Origin of the sequence: Streptomyces sp. NPDC058145 (assembly GCF_042884245.1) — a bacterium.
In the GTDB taxonomy this organism is placed as follows: domain Bacteria; phylum Actinomycetota; class Actinomycetes; order Streptomycetales; family Streptomycetaceae; genus Streptomyces.
Genome location: NZ_JBHVUH010000005.1, coordinates 429,181 through 446,311, shown reverse-complemented (window position 1 = coordinate 446,311; position 17,131 = coordinate 429,181). Strand labels below are relative to the sequence as shown.

14 protein-coding genes and 1 tRNA gene are annotated in these 17,131 nt (G+C 70.7%); 6 read left to right on the top strand and 9 right to left on the bottom strand.

The annotated features are described in order from the left end of the window. Window positions 1-173: 173 nt before the first annotated feature. Window positions 174-1,565 carry a cystathionine beta-synthase gene (locus tag ACFVVO_RS14475; RefSeq protein ID WP_390054791.1) on the bottom strand — a complete coding sequence of 464 codons (1,392 nt, stop codon included), beginning with the start codon at window positions 1,563-1,565 and terminating at the stop codon, window positions 174-176. 161 nt (window positions 1,566-1,726) lie between these two features. Between ACFVVO_RS14475 and ACFVVO_RS14470 the strand changes: the two genes are divergently transcribed. From ACFVVO_RS14470 to ACFVVO_RS14460, 3 genes are all read left to right on the top strand, one after another. Beyond that, window positions 1,727-2,746: an SGNH/GDSL hydrolase family protein gene (locus ACFVVO_RS14470; RefSeq protein ID WP_390054790.1), complete on the top strand. Its 1,020-nt coding sequence runs from the start codon at window positions 1,727-1,729 to the stop codon at window positions 2,744-2,746. Between the two features lie 228 nt (window positions 2,747-2,974). Then, window positions 2,975-4,195 (top strand): acetyl-CoA C-acetyltransferase, encoded by a 1,221-nt coding sequence (locus ACFVVO_RS14465; RefSeq protein ID WP_390054788.1) that lies wholly within the window; start codon window positions 2,975-2,977, stop codon window positions 4,193-4,195. A 273-nt stretch (window positions 4,196-4,468) separates the two neighbouring features. Then, window positions 4,469-5,260: a hypothetical protein gene (locus tag ACFVVO_RS14460; protein ID WP_390054787.1), complete on the top strand. Its 792-nt coding sequence runs from the start codon at window positions 4,469-4,471 to the stop codon at window positions 5,258-5,260. A 25-nt stretch (window positions 5,261-5,285) separates the two neighbouring features. On the opposite strand, the gene ACFVVO_RS14455 is transcribed toward ACFVVO_RS14460, so the two are convergent. Further along, the gene (locus ACFVVO_RS14455) at window positions 5,286-5,597 is read right to left on the bottom strand and encodes a hypothetical protein (protein ID WP_390054785.1); all 312 of its coding nucleotides are present in this window, start codon (window positions 5,595-5,597) and stop codon (window positions 5,286-5,288) included. 99 nt (window positions 5,598-5,696) lie between these two features. On the opposite strand from ACFVVO_RS14455, the gene ACFVVO_RS14450 reads away from it, so the two are divergent. Then, a complete protein-coding gene (locus tag ACFVVO_RS14450) occupies window positions 5,697-5,927 on the top strand; it encodes a DUF4287 domain-containing protein (RefSeq protein ID WP_390054784.1) in 231 nt (76 codons plus the stop codon). 111 nt (window positions 5,928-6,038) lie between these two features. On the opposite strand, the gene ACFVVO_RS14445 is transcribed toward ACFVVO_RS14450, so the two are convergent. From ACFVVO_RS14445 to ACFVVO_RS14435, 3 genes are all read right to left on the bottom strand, one after another. Beyond that, window positions 6,039-6,884 (bottom strand): Bax inhibitor-1/YccA family protein, encoded by an 846-nt coding sequence (locus ACFVVO_RS14445; RefSeq protein ID WP_390054782.1) that lies wholly within the window; start codon window positions 6,882-6,884, stop codon window positions 6,039-6,041. Between the two features lie 145 nt (window positions 6,885-7,029). After that, entirely contained in the window at window positions 7,030-8,205 is a 1,176-nt protein-coding gene (locus tag ACFVVO_RS14440; RefSeq protein WP_390054780.1) for a 4-hydroxybenzoate 3-monooxygenase, read from the bottom strand. A gap of 155 nt (window positions 8,206-8,360) precedes the next feature. Beyond that, a tRNA-Leu gene (locus ACFVVO_RS14435) sits at window positions 8,361-8,447 on the bottom strand. Window positions 8,448-8,838: 391 nt separating this feature from the next. Here ACFVVO_RS14435 and ACFVVO_RS14430 point away from each other — a divergent pair. Both ACFVVO_RS14430 and ACFVVO_RS14425 read left to right on the top strand, forming a co-directional pair. Further along, entirely contained in the window at window positions 8,839-9,609 is a 771-nt protein-coding gene (locus tag ACFVVO_RS14430; RefSeq protein ID WP_390054778.1) for an ABC transporter ATP-binding protein, read from the top strand. After that, window positions 9,609-12,137 carry an ABC transporter permease gene (locus ACFVVO_RS14425; protein WP_390054776.1) on the top strand — a complete coding sequence of 843 codons (2,529 nt, stop codon included), beginning with the start codon at window positions 9,609-9,611 and terminating at the stop codon, window positions 12,135-12,137. The genes ACFVVO_RS14430 and ACFVVO_RS14425 overlap by 1 nt, the downstream gene beginning before the upstream one ends. A 65-nt stretch (window positions 12,138-12,202) precedes the next feature. Here ACFVVO_RS14425 and ACFVVO_RS14420 read toward each other — a convergent pair whose 3' ends face one another. The 4 genes from ACFVVO_RS14420 to ACFVVO_RS14405 form a co-directional block, all read right to left on the bottom strand. Continuing rightward, window positions 12,203-13,492: a class I SAM-dependent methyltransferase gene (locus tag ACFVVO_RS14420; RefSeq protein WP_390054774.1), complete on the bottom strand. Its 1,290-nt coding sequence runs from the start codon at window positions 13,490-13,492 to the stop codon at window positions 12,203-12,205. Window positions 13,493-13,702: 210 nt separating this feature from the next. Further along, window positions 13,703-15,085, bottom strand: a complete 1,383-nt coding sequence (locus ACFVVO_RS14415) for an NAD(P)/FAD-dependent oxidoreductase (protein WP_390054773.1) — start codon at window positions 15,083-15,085, stop codon at window positions 13,703-13,705. 490 nt (window positions 15,086-15,575) lie between these two features. Beyond that, a complete protein-coding gene (locus ACFVVO_RS14410) occupies window positions 15,576-16,532 on the bottom strand; it encodes an exopolyphosphatase (protein ID WP_390054772.1) in 957 nt (318 codons plus the stop codon). Then, window positions 16,529-17,068 (bottom strand): DUF501 domain-containing protein, encoded by a 540-nt coding sequence (locus ACFVVO_RS14405; RefSeq protein ID WP_390054770.1) that lies wholly within the window; start codon window positions 17,066-17,068, stop codon window positions 16,529-16,531. Before ACFVVO_RS14405 ends, ACFVVO_RS14410 begins: the two co-directional genes overlap by 4 nt. Window positions 17,069-17,131 lie beyond the last annotated feature (63 nt).

Below are 17,131 nucleotides of genomic sequence, written 5' to 3'. Positions count from 1 at the left end.
GCTCAACGCCTGGGAGGTACCCCCATCGCCCTGCCGACACCCACCAATGTGCCGGACCCGTGTTAAGCGGGTGCTGCGCGCACGTGACACGCTCGTACCAGTTGCGGAGCGGCTCGACCGGCCCAAGTCACCCCCGGTTCGCCGCCGTTACCGGCGGTTCACCGCGGATTCGGCTACTTGTTGCCGCCCTTGGCCAGGAAGGCCAGCAGGTCCTGCCGGCTGACCACTCCGGTCGGCTTGCCCTCGACCAGGACGATCGCGGCGTCCGCGGAGCCCAGGACCGACATCAGGTCGCCGACCGGCTCGCCGGAGCCGACCTGGGGCAGCGGGGCGCTCATGTGCTTCTCCAGCGGGTCCTCCAGCGAGGCCCGCTGGGAGAACAGGGCGTCCAGCAGCTCACGTTCCACCACCGAGCCGACGACCTCGGCGGCCATCACGTCCGGGTGACCGGCGCCCGGCTTGACGACCGGCATCTGCGAGACGCCGTACTCGCGCAGCACCTCGATTGCCTCGCCCACGGTCTCCTCGGGGTGCATGTGCACCAGGGACGGGATGGTGCCGGCCACCTTGTCCTGCAGGACGTCGCCGACGCGGGCACTGGGGCCCTCGTCCTCGAGGAAGCCGTAGTCGGCCATCCACTCGTCGTTGAAGATCTTCGAGAGGTAGCCGCGGCCGCTGTCCGGGAGGAGGACGACCACGACGTCGTCCGGCCCGAGCCGTTCGGCGACGCGCAGCGCGGCGACGACGGCCATGCCGCAGGAGCCGCCGACCAGCAGGCCCTCCTCCTTGGCCAGGCGGCGGGTCATCTGGAAGGCGTCCTTGTCGGAGACGGCCACGATCTCGTCGGCCACGGTCCGGTCGTACGCGGTCGGCCAGAAGTCCTCGCCGACCCCCTCGATCAGGTACGGCCGGCCGGAGCCGCCGGAGTATACGGAACCCTCGGGGTCGGCGCCGATGACCTTGACCGCGCCGTCGGAGGCGTCCTTCAGATAGCGGCCGGTGCCGGAGATGGTGCCGCCGGTGCCGACGCCCGCCACGAAGTGGGTGATCTTCCCCTCGGTCTGCTCCCACAGCTCGGGGCCGGTCGAGTGATAGTGCGAGAGCGGGTTGTTGGGGTTGGAGTACTGGTCGGGCTTCCAGGCGCCCGGGGTCTCGCGGACGAGGCGGTCGGAGACGTTGTAGTACGAGTCCGGGTGCTCGGGGTCCACGGCGGTCGGGCAGACCACGACCTCGGCGCCGTAGGCCCGCAGCACGTTGATCTTGTCGGTGGACACCTTGTCAGGGCAGACGAAGATGCACTTGTAGCCCTTCTGCTGGGCCACGATGGCCAGGCCCACGCCGGTGTTGCCGCTGGTCGGCTCGACGATCGTGCCGCCCGGCTTGAGCTCCCCGCTCTCCTCGGCGGCCTCGATCATGCGCAGGGCGATGCGGTCCTTCACGGAACCGCCCGGGTTGAAGTACTCCACCTTGGCCAGGACGGTCGCCTGGATGCCCTTGGTCACGTTGTTGAGCCGCACCAGCGGGGTGTTGCCGACGAGGCTGATCATCGAGTCGTGGAATCGCACCGTTGTCTCCGGTTGCTTGCAAAAAACATCTGTCGTAGTGGTTCCGCCAGCCTACGGCCCCGAAGTGGCCTCGGTCGGGCGTTCACTCCCCGTCGAGATTGGCACACGGTCTGTACGGGGCAAGGAGTGGGTGTACGGCTACGAGGAGGTGGCGGCGACGCATGACGAGCATGTCGAGGGCGAGAGTGGCCCGGCGCATCGCGGCCGGAGCGGCGTACGGCGGCGGCGGGGTGGGGCTCGTCGGGGCGGCGGCGGTCGGCCTGCTGCTGGCGGAGGTGCGGCTGGCCCGGCGCCATGTGGGCAACGGCGGTGCGGGCCGGGTGCCGGTGGCCGACGGGGTGTACGGCCACGCGTACGACATCCCCGGTGAACCGCCGCTGCGGCTGGCCCTGCTCGGCGACTCCACGGCCGCGGGGCAGGGCGTGCACCGGTCGGGCCAGACGCCGGGGGCGCTGCTGGCGTCGGGGCTGGCCGCGGTGGCGGAACGGCCGGTGGAGCTGCGGAACGTGGCGTTGCCGGGCGCTCAGTCGGACGACCTGGACCGGCAGGTGGCGCTGATCCTGTCGGCCGCCGGTCCCGTCCCGGACATCTGCGTGATCATGATCGGCGCGAACGACGTGACCCACCGGATGCCGCCGACGCGTTCGGTACGGCATCTGTCGGCGGCGGTGCGCCGGCTGCGCACGGCCGGCGCGGAGGTGGTCGTCGGCACGTGTCCCGACCTGGGCACCATCGAGCCGGTGCAGCAGCCGCTGCGGTGGCTGGCCCGCCGGACCTCGCGGCAACTGGCGGCGGCGCAGACGATCGGGGCGGTGGAGCAGGGCGGGCGGACGGTGTCGCTGGGCGACCTGCTGGGCCCGGAGTTCGAGGCGAATCCCCGGGAGCTGTTCGGCCCCGACAACTACCACCCCTCGGCGGAGGGCTACGCGACCGCGGCGATGGCGGTCCTGCCCACGGTCTGCGCGGCTCTCGGCCTGTGGCCGGCCGAGGAGGAACGCCCGGACGCGTCCCGGCGCGAGGCCTTCCTGCCGGTGGCCCGGGCGGCCGCGGAGGCCGCCTCGGAGGCGGGCACCGAGGTCACGGCGGCCATGCCCACGGGCCCCCGCGGCCCCTGGGCCCTCCTCAAGCGCCGCCGTCGGCGCCGTGTGAGCGAGGCCGAACCGGCCCGCCCAGCGGTATGAACACCCGAGACGGTGGGCGGGTGGGCAGACACGGGGGTCCGGGGCGGAGCCCACGGGACCGCCACCCGCCACCCGCCACCCGCCCGTACGATCCCCCGCGAACCGCCGGGGCCAAAGCAAGCGCTTAGTAAATTGCGGCCAGTGTCACACCGCGATTCCGGTGACCTGAACCATACGGCCGGGTAACTTCCCAACCGGCCCTGCCCAACTCCGTCCTCTGGAGCCGTGATGCCCGAAGCCGTCATCGTCTCGACCGCCCGCTCCCCCATCGGCCGCGCCTTCAAGGGCTCCCTCAAGGACCTGCGCCCGGACGACCTGACCGCCACGATCATCCAGGCGGCACTGGCCAAGGTTCCCGAGCTGGACCCCAGGGACATCGACGACCTGATGCTCGGCTGTGGTCTGCCGGGCGGCGAGCAGGGCAACAACCTCGGCCGCATCGTGGCCGTGCAGATGGGCATGGACCACCTGCCCGGCTGCACGGTCACCCGCTACTGCTCCTCCTCGCTGCAGACCAGCCGCATGGCCCTGCACGCCATCAAGGCCGGCGAGGGCGACGTCTTCATCTCGGCCGGCGTCGAGATGGTGTCCCGCTTCACCAAGGGCAACTCCGACAGCCTGCCGGACACGCACAACCCGCTCTTCGCCGAGGCCGAGGCCCGTACCGCCGCCGTGGCCGCGCAGGAGGGCACCACCTGGCACGACCCACGTGAGGACGGCCTGGTCCCGGACGCCTACATCTCGATGGGCCAGACCGCGGAGAACCTCGCCCGCTGGAAGGGCGTGACCCGCCAGGACATGGACGAGTTCGGCGTCCGCTCGCAGAACCTGGCCGAAGAGGCCATCAAGAACGGCTTCTGGGAGCGCGAGATCACCCCGGTGACCCTGCCGGACGGCACGGTCGTCGCCAAGGACGACGGCCCGCGCGCCGGCGTCACCCTGGAGGGCGTGCAGGGCCTCAAGCCGGTGTTCCGCCCGGACGGGCTCGTCACGGCCGCCAACTGCTGCCCGCTCAACGACGGCGCCGCCGCGGTCGTCATCATGTCCGACACGAAGGCGCGCGAGCTCGGTCTCACCCCGCTCGCCCGCATCGTCTCCACCGGCGTCTCCGGCCTCTCCCCGGAGATCATGGGCCTCGGCCCGGTCGAGGCGTCCCAGCAGGCCCTGCGCCGCGCGGGCCTGACCGTCGAGGACATCGACCTGGTCGAGATCAACGAGGCCTTCGCCGCCCAGGTGATCCCCTCCTACCGCGACCTCGGCATCGACCTGGACAAGGTGAACGTCAACGGCGGCGCGATCGCCGTCGGCCACCCCTTCGGCATGACCGGCGCGCGCATCACCGGCACGCTGATCAACTCGCTCCAGTTCCACGACAAGCAGTTCGGCCTGGAGACGATGTGCGTCGGCGGCGGCCAGGGCATGGCGATGGTCATCGAGCGCCTGAGCTGACACACCCTCGGTAGCGGGCGAGACACCCTACGTCAGGCAGTGGCCCAGAACCCGGGAAAGCCCCGGGTTCTGGGCCGTTTTGTGATCCAATCTCCCTCAGGATGTGACCTACGTCCCTCGTGGGGGTGTCCTTGCAGGTCAGCGCCGTGAGTCGGGAAACGACGTCACCAAAATCCTGTCCGTTTCGTGACGTTACGCACTGACAGCTGGTTAGTCCGCCCTTCAAGCTGATGTAGGAAGTCGGGGGTCGACTTTGAACCTGGGAGTACGTCAGTGAGCGCCATGCCTTTCGCCCTGCTGCTCACCACGGCCGCCACGGGCGCCGTGGGCGTCGCCGTCCTGCGGACCGTTCTGAAGCTGCGCCGCCAGCTCACCCAGCTGCAGGCGCAGCTCGCCGAGAACCAGGCCTCCGCCAGGCGCGCGCTGCTGCCCGCGGCCCGCACCGCCGACGCGGACGAGATACGCGCGGCCGTGGCGGAGGCGCTGGCCGAGGAGCGGGAGCGGGAACTGGCCGAGGCCCGCGCGTTCTGGGCCGCGCAGGAGGCCCGTGACGCCTCCGACGCGCCGTCCCTGCTGAACCTCACCGAGAACGACCTGTTCCTGCCCCGGCAGGCCGATTTCGCGGGCCTGGACTCGCTGGAGCCGGTCGCCGAGCCGGCCACGGAGACCGACGAGTTCTCCGCGGGCGAGTCCTCCGAGCTGGCCGCGGCCCGCCGCCGTCACCCCTCGCACCCGGACTTCGTGCCGGTGCAGTCGCCTGTGGTGAACGACCACGAGCGCACGGTGACCACCCTGGAACAGCTCGCCGCCGACCAGGTCGAGCTGTCCGACGTCCGGCCCGGCCCCCTGGGCACCCTGGACGTCTACGTCTTCGCCGACGGCACCACCCTGTGCATGACCCCCGGCCACCGGGAGACGGCGGAGCGGCTGGCCGCGGCCGTGCGGGCGGGCGACACGCCGTACCTGCTCGGCGGCTCGGGCATCTCCGGCGCCTACACGCTGACCTTCGCGTGCGGCGGGGACATGGTCTACATCCTGGCGGACCGGGTCATCGCGTCCCTGTGACGGCCCCGGAAGCCGTGGCGGTGTCTCAGACGCCCGCCCGCTTCCGTGCCTCCTCCACCAGCCCGACCGCCTCGCCGACCTCGTCGTCGGTGCGCAGCACCACCGCCAAGTCGTGCGCGGCCACCAGGATTTGGTCGGCGGCGGCGAACATTCCCGCGTCCGGCATCTCCCGGGGCTCGGCGGCCGGCTCCTCCACACGCTGCGCCCACTGGGCCAACTCGTTGGCCAGGGCCAGCGCCTCCGCCGCGGCTCCCCGCTGGAGCCGACTCTGCGGAGCCGCCCGCAACCGGTCGGCGAAGTGATCCACTGCTCGGGTCAAGGGCGTCGTATCAACCACGGGCTGAGCGTAACGCGCCGCGCTGTTGCCAATACGCGGACGCTCAGGCACGGTGACGTGAAGGACCGGCTTACATCCCCTTTGCGTCCGGAGGCGCCGATGTCCCAACTCTTCTCCGAGGAGACCCACCGCAACCTGCTCGCCCGCATCCCCCATTGCACCGGTCGTGAAGTCTCCGACTGGCTGCGCACCGTCGATGAAGGCCCCGCCCTGTTCCGCTTCGAGGAGAAGGTCAGCTGGCTCCGGCACGAGTACGACCTCGCGTACGGCCACGCCAAGGCCATCATTCATGAGTACGACCTGAGGAGGGCCGCCCGCAAGCTGCTCTAGCACGCGCGGCGACCCGGCCACGGCAAAGGGCCCCTGCGATCCGCCTTCGACGGATCCGGGGCCCTTTCCCACGACTTCACACGAGCGGCGGCCGGTCGGGGGCCGGTCGCACTAGTCGTTGCTGCTGAAGATCGCCACCAGCCGCAGCATCTCCACGTAGATCCACACCAGGGTGAGGGTGAGGCCGAACGCGGCGAGCCAGGACTCGCTGCGCGGGGCGCCGTAGGCGATGCCGTCCTCGATCTGCTTGAAGTCGAGGGTGAGGAAGAAGGCGCCGAGCACGATGGCGATGATGCCGACGATCGCGCCGAGCGGACCGAAGCTGCGCAGGCCGCCGTCCTCGGCGACACCGAACGCGACCAGCAGCAGGTTGACCACCATCACCAGGATGAAGGCCATGGCGATGGCCATGCCGATGCGGGCGTAGCGGGCCGTGACGCGGACCCAGCCGGCCTTGTAGACGAGCAGGGTCGCGGCCGAGACGGCCATGGTGCCGAGCACCGCCTGGAAGGGCGCACCGCTCCAGCGGCTGTTGTACATCTCGCTGATGACGCCCAGGAAGACGCCCTCGAAGGCCGCGTAGCCCAGGATCAGCGCGGGTGACGGCGTGCGCTTGAAGCTCTGCACCAGCGCCAGGACCATCGCGATGATGGCGGCGCCGAAGGCCAGGCCGTAGCTGGTCGCGGAGACCGGCAGCAGGATCCAGGCGAGGGCGGCACCGACGGCGACCGTGCCGAGCGTGAGGGCCGAGCGCATGACGACGTCGTCCATCGTCATCCGGCCGGTGGCGGCCGGGGCCTGCGGCGGGGCGCCGTGCCGGAGGTCCTGCTGGGCGTAGGGGTTCTGCGCGTACGGGTTGCCCTGTGCGTACCCGGCCTGCGCTGCGGTGTTGAAGCCGGCGTAGCCGTTGTCGCGGCTGAACCCCCGTCGCGAGAAGACCGGGTTACTGCTCCTCATTTCACTCCTCCATGGCCACCGTGCGCAGCCTTGGCTCAAGGGTAATGGATTGGCAAAAGAACGGCCGTACTACTTGAGAGGGATCTTTCCCCTGCGGTGTTGCCCAACACGCCACGCGAACCCCTGATTCCCCCTGTGGAACCTCTCACTCCAGCGGGAAGCCGGTGTAGGCCTCGGCCAGATCGGTCTCGGCCGCGCGGGAGGAGCTGACGCGTTCCAGCCGGGCCCGCTGGAGGCGGGCGTCGAAGGCGGTCGCGTCGGGGGCGCCGTGCAGCATGGTCGTCATGTCGTACGAGAACCGCTCGGCCTGCCAGATCCGGCGCAGACAGGTGGCGGAGTAGGCGTCGAGGAGTTCCGGCGACCCGGTCCGCCGCTCGTGGGCGAGCGCCCGGGCGAACGTCACGACGTCACCGACGGCGAGGTTCAGCCCCTTGGCCCCGGTCGGCGGCACGATGTGGGCGGCGTCACCGGCCAGGAAGAGCCGGCCGTGGCGCATCGGCTCGTGCACGAAGGATCGCATGGGGGTGACCGACTTCTGGGTGATCGGACCGCGCTCCAGCCACCAGCCGTCGTCGGTCTCCAGGCGCCGGTCCAGTTCGGCCCAGATCTCCTCGTCGCTCCACTGGCCGGCCTCGGTGCCGGCGGGCACCTGGAGGTAGAGGCGGGAGACGGAGGGCGAGCGCATGGACAGCAGGGCGAAGCCGCGGTCGTGCCGGGCGTAGACGAGTTCGTCGTGCGAGGGCGCGACGTCGGCGAGGATGCCGAGCCAGGCGTAGGGGTAGGTCCGCTCGAACACCTGCGAGGCAGCGGCGGGGAAGGCCTTGCGGGCCACGCCCCAGAAGCCGTCGCACCCGACGACGTAGTCGCACTCCAGGACGTCCTCGCGCCCCTGGTAACGGAACGGCACCCGGGGCCGGTCGCCGTCCGCGCCCTCGACGGCCAGCGCATCCGCCTCGAAAAGCAGCGGGCCCCCTTCGGCCAGTTGGAGGGCGATGAGGTCCTTGCACACCTCCGTCTGGGCGTAGACCGTCACGGACCGCCCGCCGGTGAGGCCGGGGAAGTCGACGCGGTGCCGGCGCCGGTCGAAGCGGAGTTCGATCCCGTCGTGCCGCAACCCCTCGCGGTCCATCCGCTCACCGGCGCCGGCCTCCCGCAGCACGTCCACGGTGCCCTGCTCCAGGATTCCGGCCCGCTGCCGCTGCTCGACGTAGGCGCGGTCGCGGCTCTCCAGGACGACCGAGTCGATGCCCGCGCGGTGCAGCAGCCGCGCCAGTAGCAGCCCGGCCGGTCCGGCTCCGATGATCCCGACGGTGGTACGCATCGGTCGCTCCCTACTTCTCTGCCCCACTCGCGTTCGCGTGGTGAAGTTTCTTTCACTCTCTTGGGACGTGAGTCTCCGGCCGCACACACACCACTGTCAACGGTCATGGGGCAGAACGCGTGGGAAGCAAGAGAGCGGGCCGGAAAAGAGGGGGTTGGTGCCCGGAGCCGGACTTGAACCGGCACGCCCGCGAAGGGGCAGCGAGGTTTAAGCTCGCCGTGTCTGCATTCCACCATCCGGGCAGGCCATGGGCACCGCTGCGAGGCTCCGAGCCTATCGGGGCGCATCCCTCGACCAGACGAAGCGATGGCCCGATGTTGTCTTATTTTATTGATGTCTGAGGGTGCATCAGCACACGGAACTCGCCATCCGCACTTGCCACCAGCGTGACGGGGCGTGGGTTCGCACGTACGCGGAATGACGGAATTTCACCTACCGAACGAGGGCGCTCGTCCTGTTCTGGCCACCGCGCGGGTCAGGGTCTCCCGTCCTCCCCAGGTATGACACGGGCCCGCTCCGTCCGACCGGAGTCGCCCCCCGGAACCGGAACAGCGGCTGACTACACGCGCGCCGGCGGCCGGGACGATGGATCAAGTCCCGAAACAGACGTCGTCCCGACAGGAGCACCCTCCCGTGACCACCACACCCACCGCCGGCCGGACCACGGCCGTGGCCGCACGCGCCACCGAGCTGTCGAAGATCTACGGGCAGGGCGAGACCCGGGTGGTCGCCCTGGACCAGGTCTCGGTCGACTTCCGGCAGGCGGAGTTCACCGCCATCATGGGGCCGTCCGGTTCCGGCAAGTCCACGCTGATGCACTGCGTGGCGGGTCTGGACACCTTCTCCTCGGGATCCGTGCGGATCGGCGAGACCGAGCTGGGCTCCCTGAAGGACAAGCAGCTCACCAAGCTCCGCCGGGACAAGATCGGCTTCATCTTCCAGGCCTACAACCTGCTGCCGACGCTGACCGCGCTGGAGAACATCACCCTGCCGATGGACATCGCGGGCCGGAAGGCCGACAAGGCGTGGCTCGACCAGGTCATCCAGATGGTCGGGCTGTCCGGACGGCTCGGCCACCGGCCCTCGCAGCTCTCCGGCGGTCAGCAACAGCGCGTGGCCGTCGCCCGTGCGCTCGCCTCCAAGCCGGAGATCATCTTCGGTGACGAGCCGACCGGAAACCTCGACTCGCGCTCGGGCGCCGAGGTGCTGGGCTTCCTGCGCAACTCGGTGCGCGAGCTGGGCCAGACGGTGGTCATGGTGACCCACGACCCGGTGGCGGCGGCGTACGCGGACCGCGTGGTCCTCCTCGCCGACGGCCGGATCGTCGACGAGATCCACGGCCCCACCGCCGACTCCGTCCTCGACCTCATGAAGCAGTTCGACGCGAAGGGCCGTACCAGCTGATGTTCCGCACCGCCCTGCGCAACGTCTCCGCGCACAAGGCCCGGCTCCTGATGACCGTGCTCGCCGTCATGCTCGGCGTGGCGTTCGTGTCCGGGACCCTCGTCTTCACCAACACCATCTCGGACGCCTACCAGAAGAGCTCCGCCAAGGGCTTCGACCAGGTCGACGTCGCCGTACGGCCCGAGTACCAGGACTCCGAGGGCGACCAGGTCGGCAAGACCCCCGAGCTGACCCAGGCCCTGCTCGACCGGGCCGCCAAGGCGCCCGGCGCCGCCTCCGCGACCGGTGTCGTCACCGGCTTCACCGCGATCGCCGGCAAGGACGGCAAGCTGCTCGGCGACGGCTGGCAGTCCGAGGGCGGCAACTACTGGGGCACCAAGGACGCCCGCTACCCCCTGGCCGCCGGACACGCGCCCAGCGGCCGGGGTGAGGTGCTGATCGACGCCAGAACCGCCGAGCGGGCCGGCTACAAGGTCGGCGACACCGTCCGGCTCTCGGTGGACGGACCCGTCCTCACCCCGCGCATCAGCGGCATCTTCAGCACCGACGACGGCAACGTGGCCGCCGGCGGCAGCCTCGCCCTGTTCGACACGCCCACCGCGCAGGCCCTGTTCGGCAAGAAGGGCACGTACGACGAGATCGATGTGAAGGCGGCGGCGGGAACCGGCCAGAGCGCGCTCAAGACGGCACTGGACAAGACGCTGCCGTCGCACCTGGTGGAGACCACCACCGGCAAGCGGCTCGCCGACGACCAGGCCGAGATGATCTCCGCCTCGATGAGCGGTCTGAAGCAGGGCCTGCTGGTGTTCGCCGGCATCGCCCTGTTCGTCGGCACGTTCATCATCGCCAACACCTTCACCATGCTGGTCGCCCAGCGCACCAGGGAACTGGCCCTGCTGCGGGCGGTCGGCGCCTCCCGCCGGCAGGTCACCCGCTCGGTGCTGATCGAGGCGCTGGTGGTCGGCACGGTCGCCGGGGTGACCGGTCTGGCCGCCGGTGTCGGCATCGGCGCGGGCCTGCGGTCACTGCTGGGCTCGTTCGGCGCGAGCGTGCCCGACGGGCCGCTGGTGATCACGCCGGGCACCGTGCTGACCGCCCTCGCCGTCGGCATCGTCATCACCGTGCTGGCCGCCTGGCTGCCGGGCCGCCGCGCGGCGAGGATCCCGCCGGTGGCGGCGATGAGCAGCGTGCACGCCAAGGCGACCACCAAGTCGCTGGTACTGCGCAACACGCTCGGCGCGCTGTTCTCGGCGGCCGGCGTCGCGGTGGTCCTCGCGGCCACGACGATGGACGCCGCGTCCGCCCAGGGCCTGATGGGTCTCGGCGCGGTCCTGCTCATCATCGGCGTGTTCATCCTGACCCCGCTGCTGTCCCGCCCGCTGATCGCGGCCGCCGCGCCCGTGCTGCGCGTGTTCGGGGTGTCGGGCAAGCTGGCCCGCCAGAACTCGGTGCGCAACCCGCGCCGTACGGCGGCCACGGCGTCCGCGCTGATGATCGGCCTGACGCTGATCACCGGCATGACGGTGATGGCGGGCAGCCTGCAGACGTCGATCGACCGGATGGCCAGCTCGGCGATCCGCGCGGACTACGTCGTGTCGATGGCCAACCGCGGCCCGCTCTCCCCGGACGTGGCGCGCAGGCTCGCCGGCGCCGACGGTGTCACCGCCAGCAGCCCGCTGCGCAACGGCGCGTCCCGGATCGGCGGCGAGACGGAGTACCTGACCGGCGTCGACGGCTCGGCGATCGGCAAGCTGACGGATTTGAAGGTGGACGACGGCTCCTTCACCGTGGGCGGCTCACGGATCGTCGTGGACAAGGACCGGGCCGAAAGGCACGGCTGGCGGGTCGGCTCCCGGTTCACCGCGCACTTCGAGGACGGCGCGGCGCGCGGTCTCACGGTGGCCGGGATCTACGAGGGCAACGACATGCTCAACGGGATCATGCTCGACAACAAGGTCCTCACCCCGCATCTGACCGACCCGGCCGACATGCAGGTGATGGTCAGGACCGAGGGCGGCGCGTCCGACGGCGCGAAGGACGGGCTGGAGAAGGCCCTCGGCTCCAACCCGGCGATCCGGGTCCAGGACAAGAAGGACATCTCCAACGACATCGCCAAGATGTTCACGCTGATGCTGAACATGGTCTACGGCCTGCTCGGCATGGCGGTGATCGTCGCGGTCCTCGGCGTCATCAACACCCTGGCCATGTCGGTCTTCGAGCGCTCCCAGGAGATCGGCATGCTGCGCGCGATCGGCCTGGACCGCAGGTCGGTCAAGCGGATGGTCCGCCTGGAGTCGCTGGTGATCTCCCTGTTCGGCGGGGTGCTCGGCATCGGCCTCGGCGTGTTCTTCGGCTGGGCGGCCGGTGAGCTGCTGGGCACGAAGATGCCGACGTACGAACTGGTCCTGCCCTGGGGCCGGATGGCGCTCTTCCTGCTGCTGGCGGGGGTGGTCGGGGTGCTGGCCGCCCTGTGGCCGGCCCGGCGCGCGGCGCGGCTGAACATGCTGGCGGCCATCAAGGCCGAGTAGCCGCACGGACGACCGGGGCCCCGTTCCGCGTGACGGAACGGGGCCCCTCGTCGTGTCCCGGCGTGTCAGGTGTTCCAGGTGCGGGTGCGCAGCGGGAGCCCGGAGGCGCCCCGGTCGGGGGTGCGGACGGCCAGGACCTGGTTGACGCCGATGCGGTTGCGCTCGAAGGCGAGCGCGCAGGCGGCCATGTACAGAAGCCAGACGCGGGTCCGGCCGGGGCTGGTGAGGCGCATCGCGCGGTCCCGGCCGGCCTCCAGCCGGGTGACCCACTCGCGCAGGGTGCGGGCGTAGTGCTCGCGGATCGACTCCACGTCCCGGACCTCGAAGCCGGCCCGCTCGAGCTGGGTGACGGTGGTGCCGATCGGGGCGAGTTCGCCGTCGGGGAAGACGTAGGAGTCGATGAAGGCGTCGACCTCGTACGAGGATTCGTCGCGCTGCGGGCGGCGGGCGATCTGGTGGTTGAGCAGTCGTCCGCCGGGCTTCAGCAGGGCGTACAAGGCGCTCGCGTACTCCAGGTAGCGCTCGGTACCGACGTGTTCGGCCATGCCGATGGAGGAGATCGCGTCGTAGGGGCCGTCCGTGACGTCCCGGTAGTCCTGGACGCGGATCTCCACGCGGTCGGTCAGCCCCTCGTCCGCGACGCGTTTACGGGCGTACGCCGCCTGTTCCTGGGAGAGGGTGACGCCGACGACGCGCACGCCGTGCTCACGGGCCGCGTGGATGGCCATCGAGCCCCAGCCGCAGCCGACGTCCAGCAGCCGCCGCCCCTCCGTCAGGCCGAGCTTGGCGCAGACGAGTTCGAGCTTGTCCCGCTGGGCGGACTCCAGGGTGCCGCCGTCCTGCCAGTAGGCGCACGAGTAGACCATCGAGGGGCCGAGGACGAGTTCGTAGAAGTCGTTGCCGACGTCGTAGTGGTGGCTGATGGCCCGCCGGTCGCTGTGCCGTGTGTGCAGGTGACGGCGTCTGCGGACCTCCTCGCGCGGCGGGGCGGGCGGGATCGGCGGCCCGGCGAGCCGCAGCAGCTCGCGCCCGGCGGCCCGCACCTCGGGGTCGCGCAGCGCCTCGGCGAGGCCGCGCGCGTCCTCGTCGCGTTCCCACACCAGCCCCGCCACGACCTCGAGGACTCCGTAGAGGTCGCCCTCGATGTCCAGGTCCCCGGCGACCCAGGCCCGGGCCAGGCCCAACTCGCCGGGCTTGAACAGCAGCCGGCGCAGGGCCCGGCGGTTGCGGACGACGACGGCCGGGGCACCTGGCGGGCCGGCCTGCGAACCGTCCCAGGCACGGATCCGCAGCGGTAGCGGCACTCCCAGCAACTGCTCGGCAACACTCCTCAGCCGCGACGCGGCTTCGGCCATGGCGCACACCTCCAAGACGACGATCCCGGATGTCCGTTACCACGTAAACACCGTGCGGCCTCCGGCGCAGTCCCGCAAAGGAGTTACAGCTGGGCAAACTCCCCCTCTCCACGGCCCGCCGGAACGCCGAAAGACCTCCCGCACCACGGATGGCAGGAGGTCTCTCGGGTAACTACGGCACCGGTTCGGCGACCGGTGGTGGAACGAGGGTCAGGAGGCCTTGGCCTTCTCGCCGGTCTTGCTGGCGGCGGCGACCGGGGCCGGCTTGGCGGCCTCGTAGAACTCCTCGCGCGGGTTCTCCATGGCGCCCAGGGAGACGACCTCGCGCTTGAGGAACATGCCGAGGGTCCAGTCGGCGAAGACGCGGATCTTGCGGTTCCAGGTCGGCATCGCCATGCCGTGGTAGCCACGGTGCATGTACCAGGCGAGGCGGCCCTTGAGCTTGATCTTCACCTTGCCCATGACGATCATCGCCACGCCCTTGTGCAGGCCGAGACCGGCCACCGCACCCTTGTTGGCGTGCTCGTACTCCTTCTGCGGGAAGCCCCGCAGACCGGAGATCACGTTGTCGCCGAGGGCACGGGCCTGGCGCAGCGCGTGCTGGGCGTTCGGCGGGCACCAGGCGTTCTCGTTGCCCGCCTTGCGGCCGACGAGGTCCGGGACCTGGGCGTTGTCACCGGCGGCCCAGATGTAGTCGGTGCCCTTGACCTGGAGCGTGGGCTCGCAGTCGACGTGGCCGCGCGGGCCGAGGGGCAGGCCGAAGCGGGCGAGGGCCGGGTTCGGCTTGACGCCGGCGGTCCAGACGATCGTGTTGGAGTCGACCTCGAGGCCGTTCTTCAGCACGACGTGGCCGTCCACGCACGAGTCCATGGAGGTGGAGAGGTAGATCTCCACGCCGCGGCTCTCCAGGTGCTCCTTGCCGTACTGGCCGAGCTTGGGGCCGACCTCGGGGAGGATCTTGTCGGCGGCGTCGACGAGGACGAACCGCATGTCCTCGCGGGAGACGTTCTTGTAGTACTTGGCCGCGTCCCGGGCCATGTCCTCGACCTCGCCGATGGTCTCCGCGCCCGCGAAGCCACCGCCGATGAAGACGAAGGTGAGCGCCTTGCGGCGGATCTCCTCGTCGGTCGTGGAGTCGGCCTTGTCCAGCTGCTCCAGGACGTGGTTGCGCAGGCCGATGGACTCCTCGATGCCCTTCATGCCGATGCCCTGCTCGGCGAGGCCGGGGATCGGGAAGGTGCGGGAGACCGCGCCCATCGCGATGACCAGGTAGTCGAAGGGCAGCTCGTACGCCTCGCCCACGAGCGGGGAGATCGTGGCGACCTTGCGGTCCTGGTCGATGGTGGTGACCCGGCCGGTGAGGACCTCCGCCTTCGGCAGCACGCGTCGCAGCGGGACGACGACGTGGCGAGGGGAGATGCTGCCGGCGGCGGCTTCGGGGAGGAAGGGCTGGTAGGTCATGTACGACCGGGGGTCGACGACCGTGACGGTCGCCTCGCCGTAGCGCATCTTCTTGAGGATGCGCCGAGCTGCGTACAGGCCTACGTACCCACCGCCTACTACGAGGATCCTGGGACGCTCCGTGGTGCTCATGGCATCGAGTATCCACCCGGCTCAGGGGGGCTGCTCGTGCGCCCCTTCACAAGCTCCTGCAGGCCCTGTGCTAAACTGCGCGGCCCGCGTGACGCAGGTCATGTCGCGGAGTCGGAACCGCGGGGCGGTCTGACCCGTTGTCAAGGGCGCGTGAGCTGCCTCTCTGCCGATTCAGGACCTCCGTGAGGGACCGGAAACATCCTCGGAGCGTCTCCCCCGGGCCCCTCGTGCACCCACCATCTGAACATGTTCAAACGGCAGATGAACCCCCGGAAGGGCCAACCGGCCCTGTTTCCCGGCCGAACGGGACGGAATTCCTTGTGAAGAAGTTCACGAACTTTCCCGACGGGGTGTCGCCGGAGGCGCCGAACGGCTCGCTCACACGTTATCCGAGCTGCTCAACAGAGGCTACTCATCAGTAGCGTCAGGGTGGAAAGAAGCCCCCGGAAGAAGAGTTCCGACCGGGGGCGCCGACGGCACCGGTACCGCGTTACGGCGTCACGATCCGTGCCGCGCTGAAGGCGATGCCGTCGAGGATGTCGTGCTCGCTGACGACGACCTCCTCGGCCCCGGTCCGCTCCATGATCGCGAGCAGCAGGAGGGCGCCCGCGCCGATCACGTCGACCCGGCCCGGGTGCATGGAGGGGATCGCCGCGCGCTCGGCGTGCGTGGAGCGCAGCAGTTCGTCCGTGATCTCGCGGACGCGCTCCCGGGTGACGCGGGAGTGGTGGATGCGCGCGGAGTCGTACTCGGGCAGTTCCTGGGCGATCGCCGACACGGTGGTGACCGAGCCGGCGAGGCCGACCAGGGTGCGCGCCTCACGCAGCGGGACCGTCCGCTCGGCGAGGTCGAGGGCGGCCTCTACGTCCGCCCTTATGGCCGCGATCCGCTCCTCGGTGGGCGGATCGGTGACCTTGCCCTCGTGCACCAGGTGCCGTTCGGTCATCCGCACGCACCCGACGTCCACCGACCGCGCGGCCCGTACGTGGTCGTCGCCGACGACGAACTCGGTGGAGCCGCCGCCGATGTCCACGACGAGGTAGGGGCGGGGCAGGTCGTCGCGGCCCCTGAGCTCGTTGGTCGCGCCGGTGAAGGAGAACTCGGCCTCCTGCTCGCCGGTGATGACCTCGGGCTCGACGCCGAGGATGTCCACGACACCGCGCACGAAGTCGTCCCGGTTCTCGGCGTCCCGGGAGGCGGAGGTGGCCACGAAGCGGATCCTCTCCGCGCCGTGCTCCTTGATGACCTCGGCGTACTCGCGGCAGGCGGCGAAGGTCCGCTCCAGCGCCTCGGGGGCGAGCCGGCCGGTGCGGTCGACGCCCTGCCCGAGCCGCACGATCGTCATTCGCCGGTCCAGCTCGACGAGTTCACCGGTCACGGGATCGGCGTCGGCGACCAGCAGGCGGATGGAGTTCGTACCGCAGTCGACGGCGGCCACGCGGGTCACTTCTCGTCCTCCCCGGCCGGCCCGCACGGCGTCACGCACGGTCCCTTGCTCCACCACTCGGGGAGCATCGCGATCGCCTCGTCGCCGAGGGGGTTCACGCCCGGTCCGGCGGCCAGCGAGTGGGCCACCAGCACGTGCAGGCACTTCACCCGGTCCGGCATGCCGCCGGCGCTCGGAAAGCCCGCCAGCACCTCGATCTCGTCCCGGCGCCGGATGTAGTCCTCGTGGGCGGCCCGGTAGGCCGCGGCCAGCTCCGGGTCGGTACCCAGCCGTTCGGTCATCTCCTTCATGACGCCGCCCGCCTCCAGCGTGCCGATCGCCGAGTTGGCGCGCGGGCACGTCAGGTAGTACGTCGTCGGGAAGGGCGTGCCGTCGGGCAGCCGGGGCGCCGTCTCCACGACGTCCGGCCGGCCGCAGGGGCAGCGGTGCGCGATGGCCCGCAGGCCCCGCGGCGGGCGGCCCAGCTGCTGCTTGAAGGCCTCGACGTCCGCGTCGGTGGGCTCGGTGCGCGGAGTGGGCGGCGGAGGCGTTTCCATGACTGCTTTCCGGGTGGCTTTCTGTCGGTGGCCGGCTCGCGGGCCGGTTACTGGTGGCGGCCG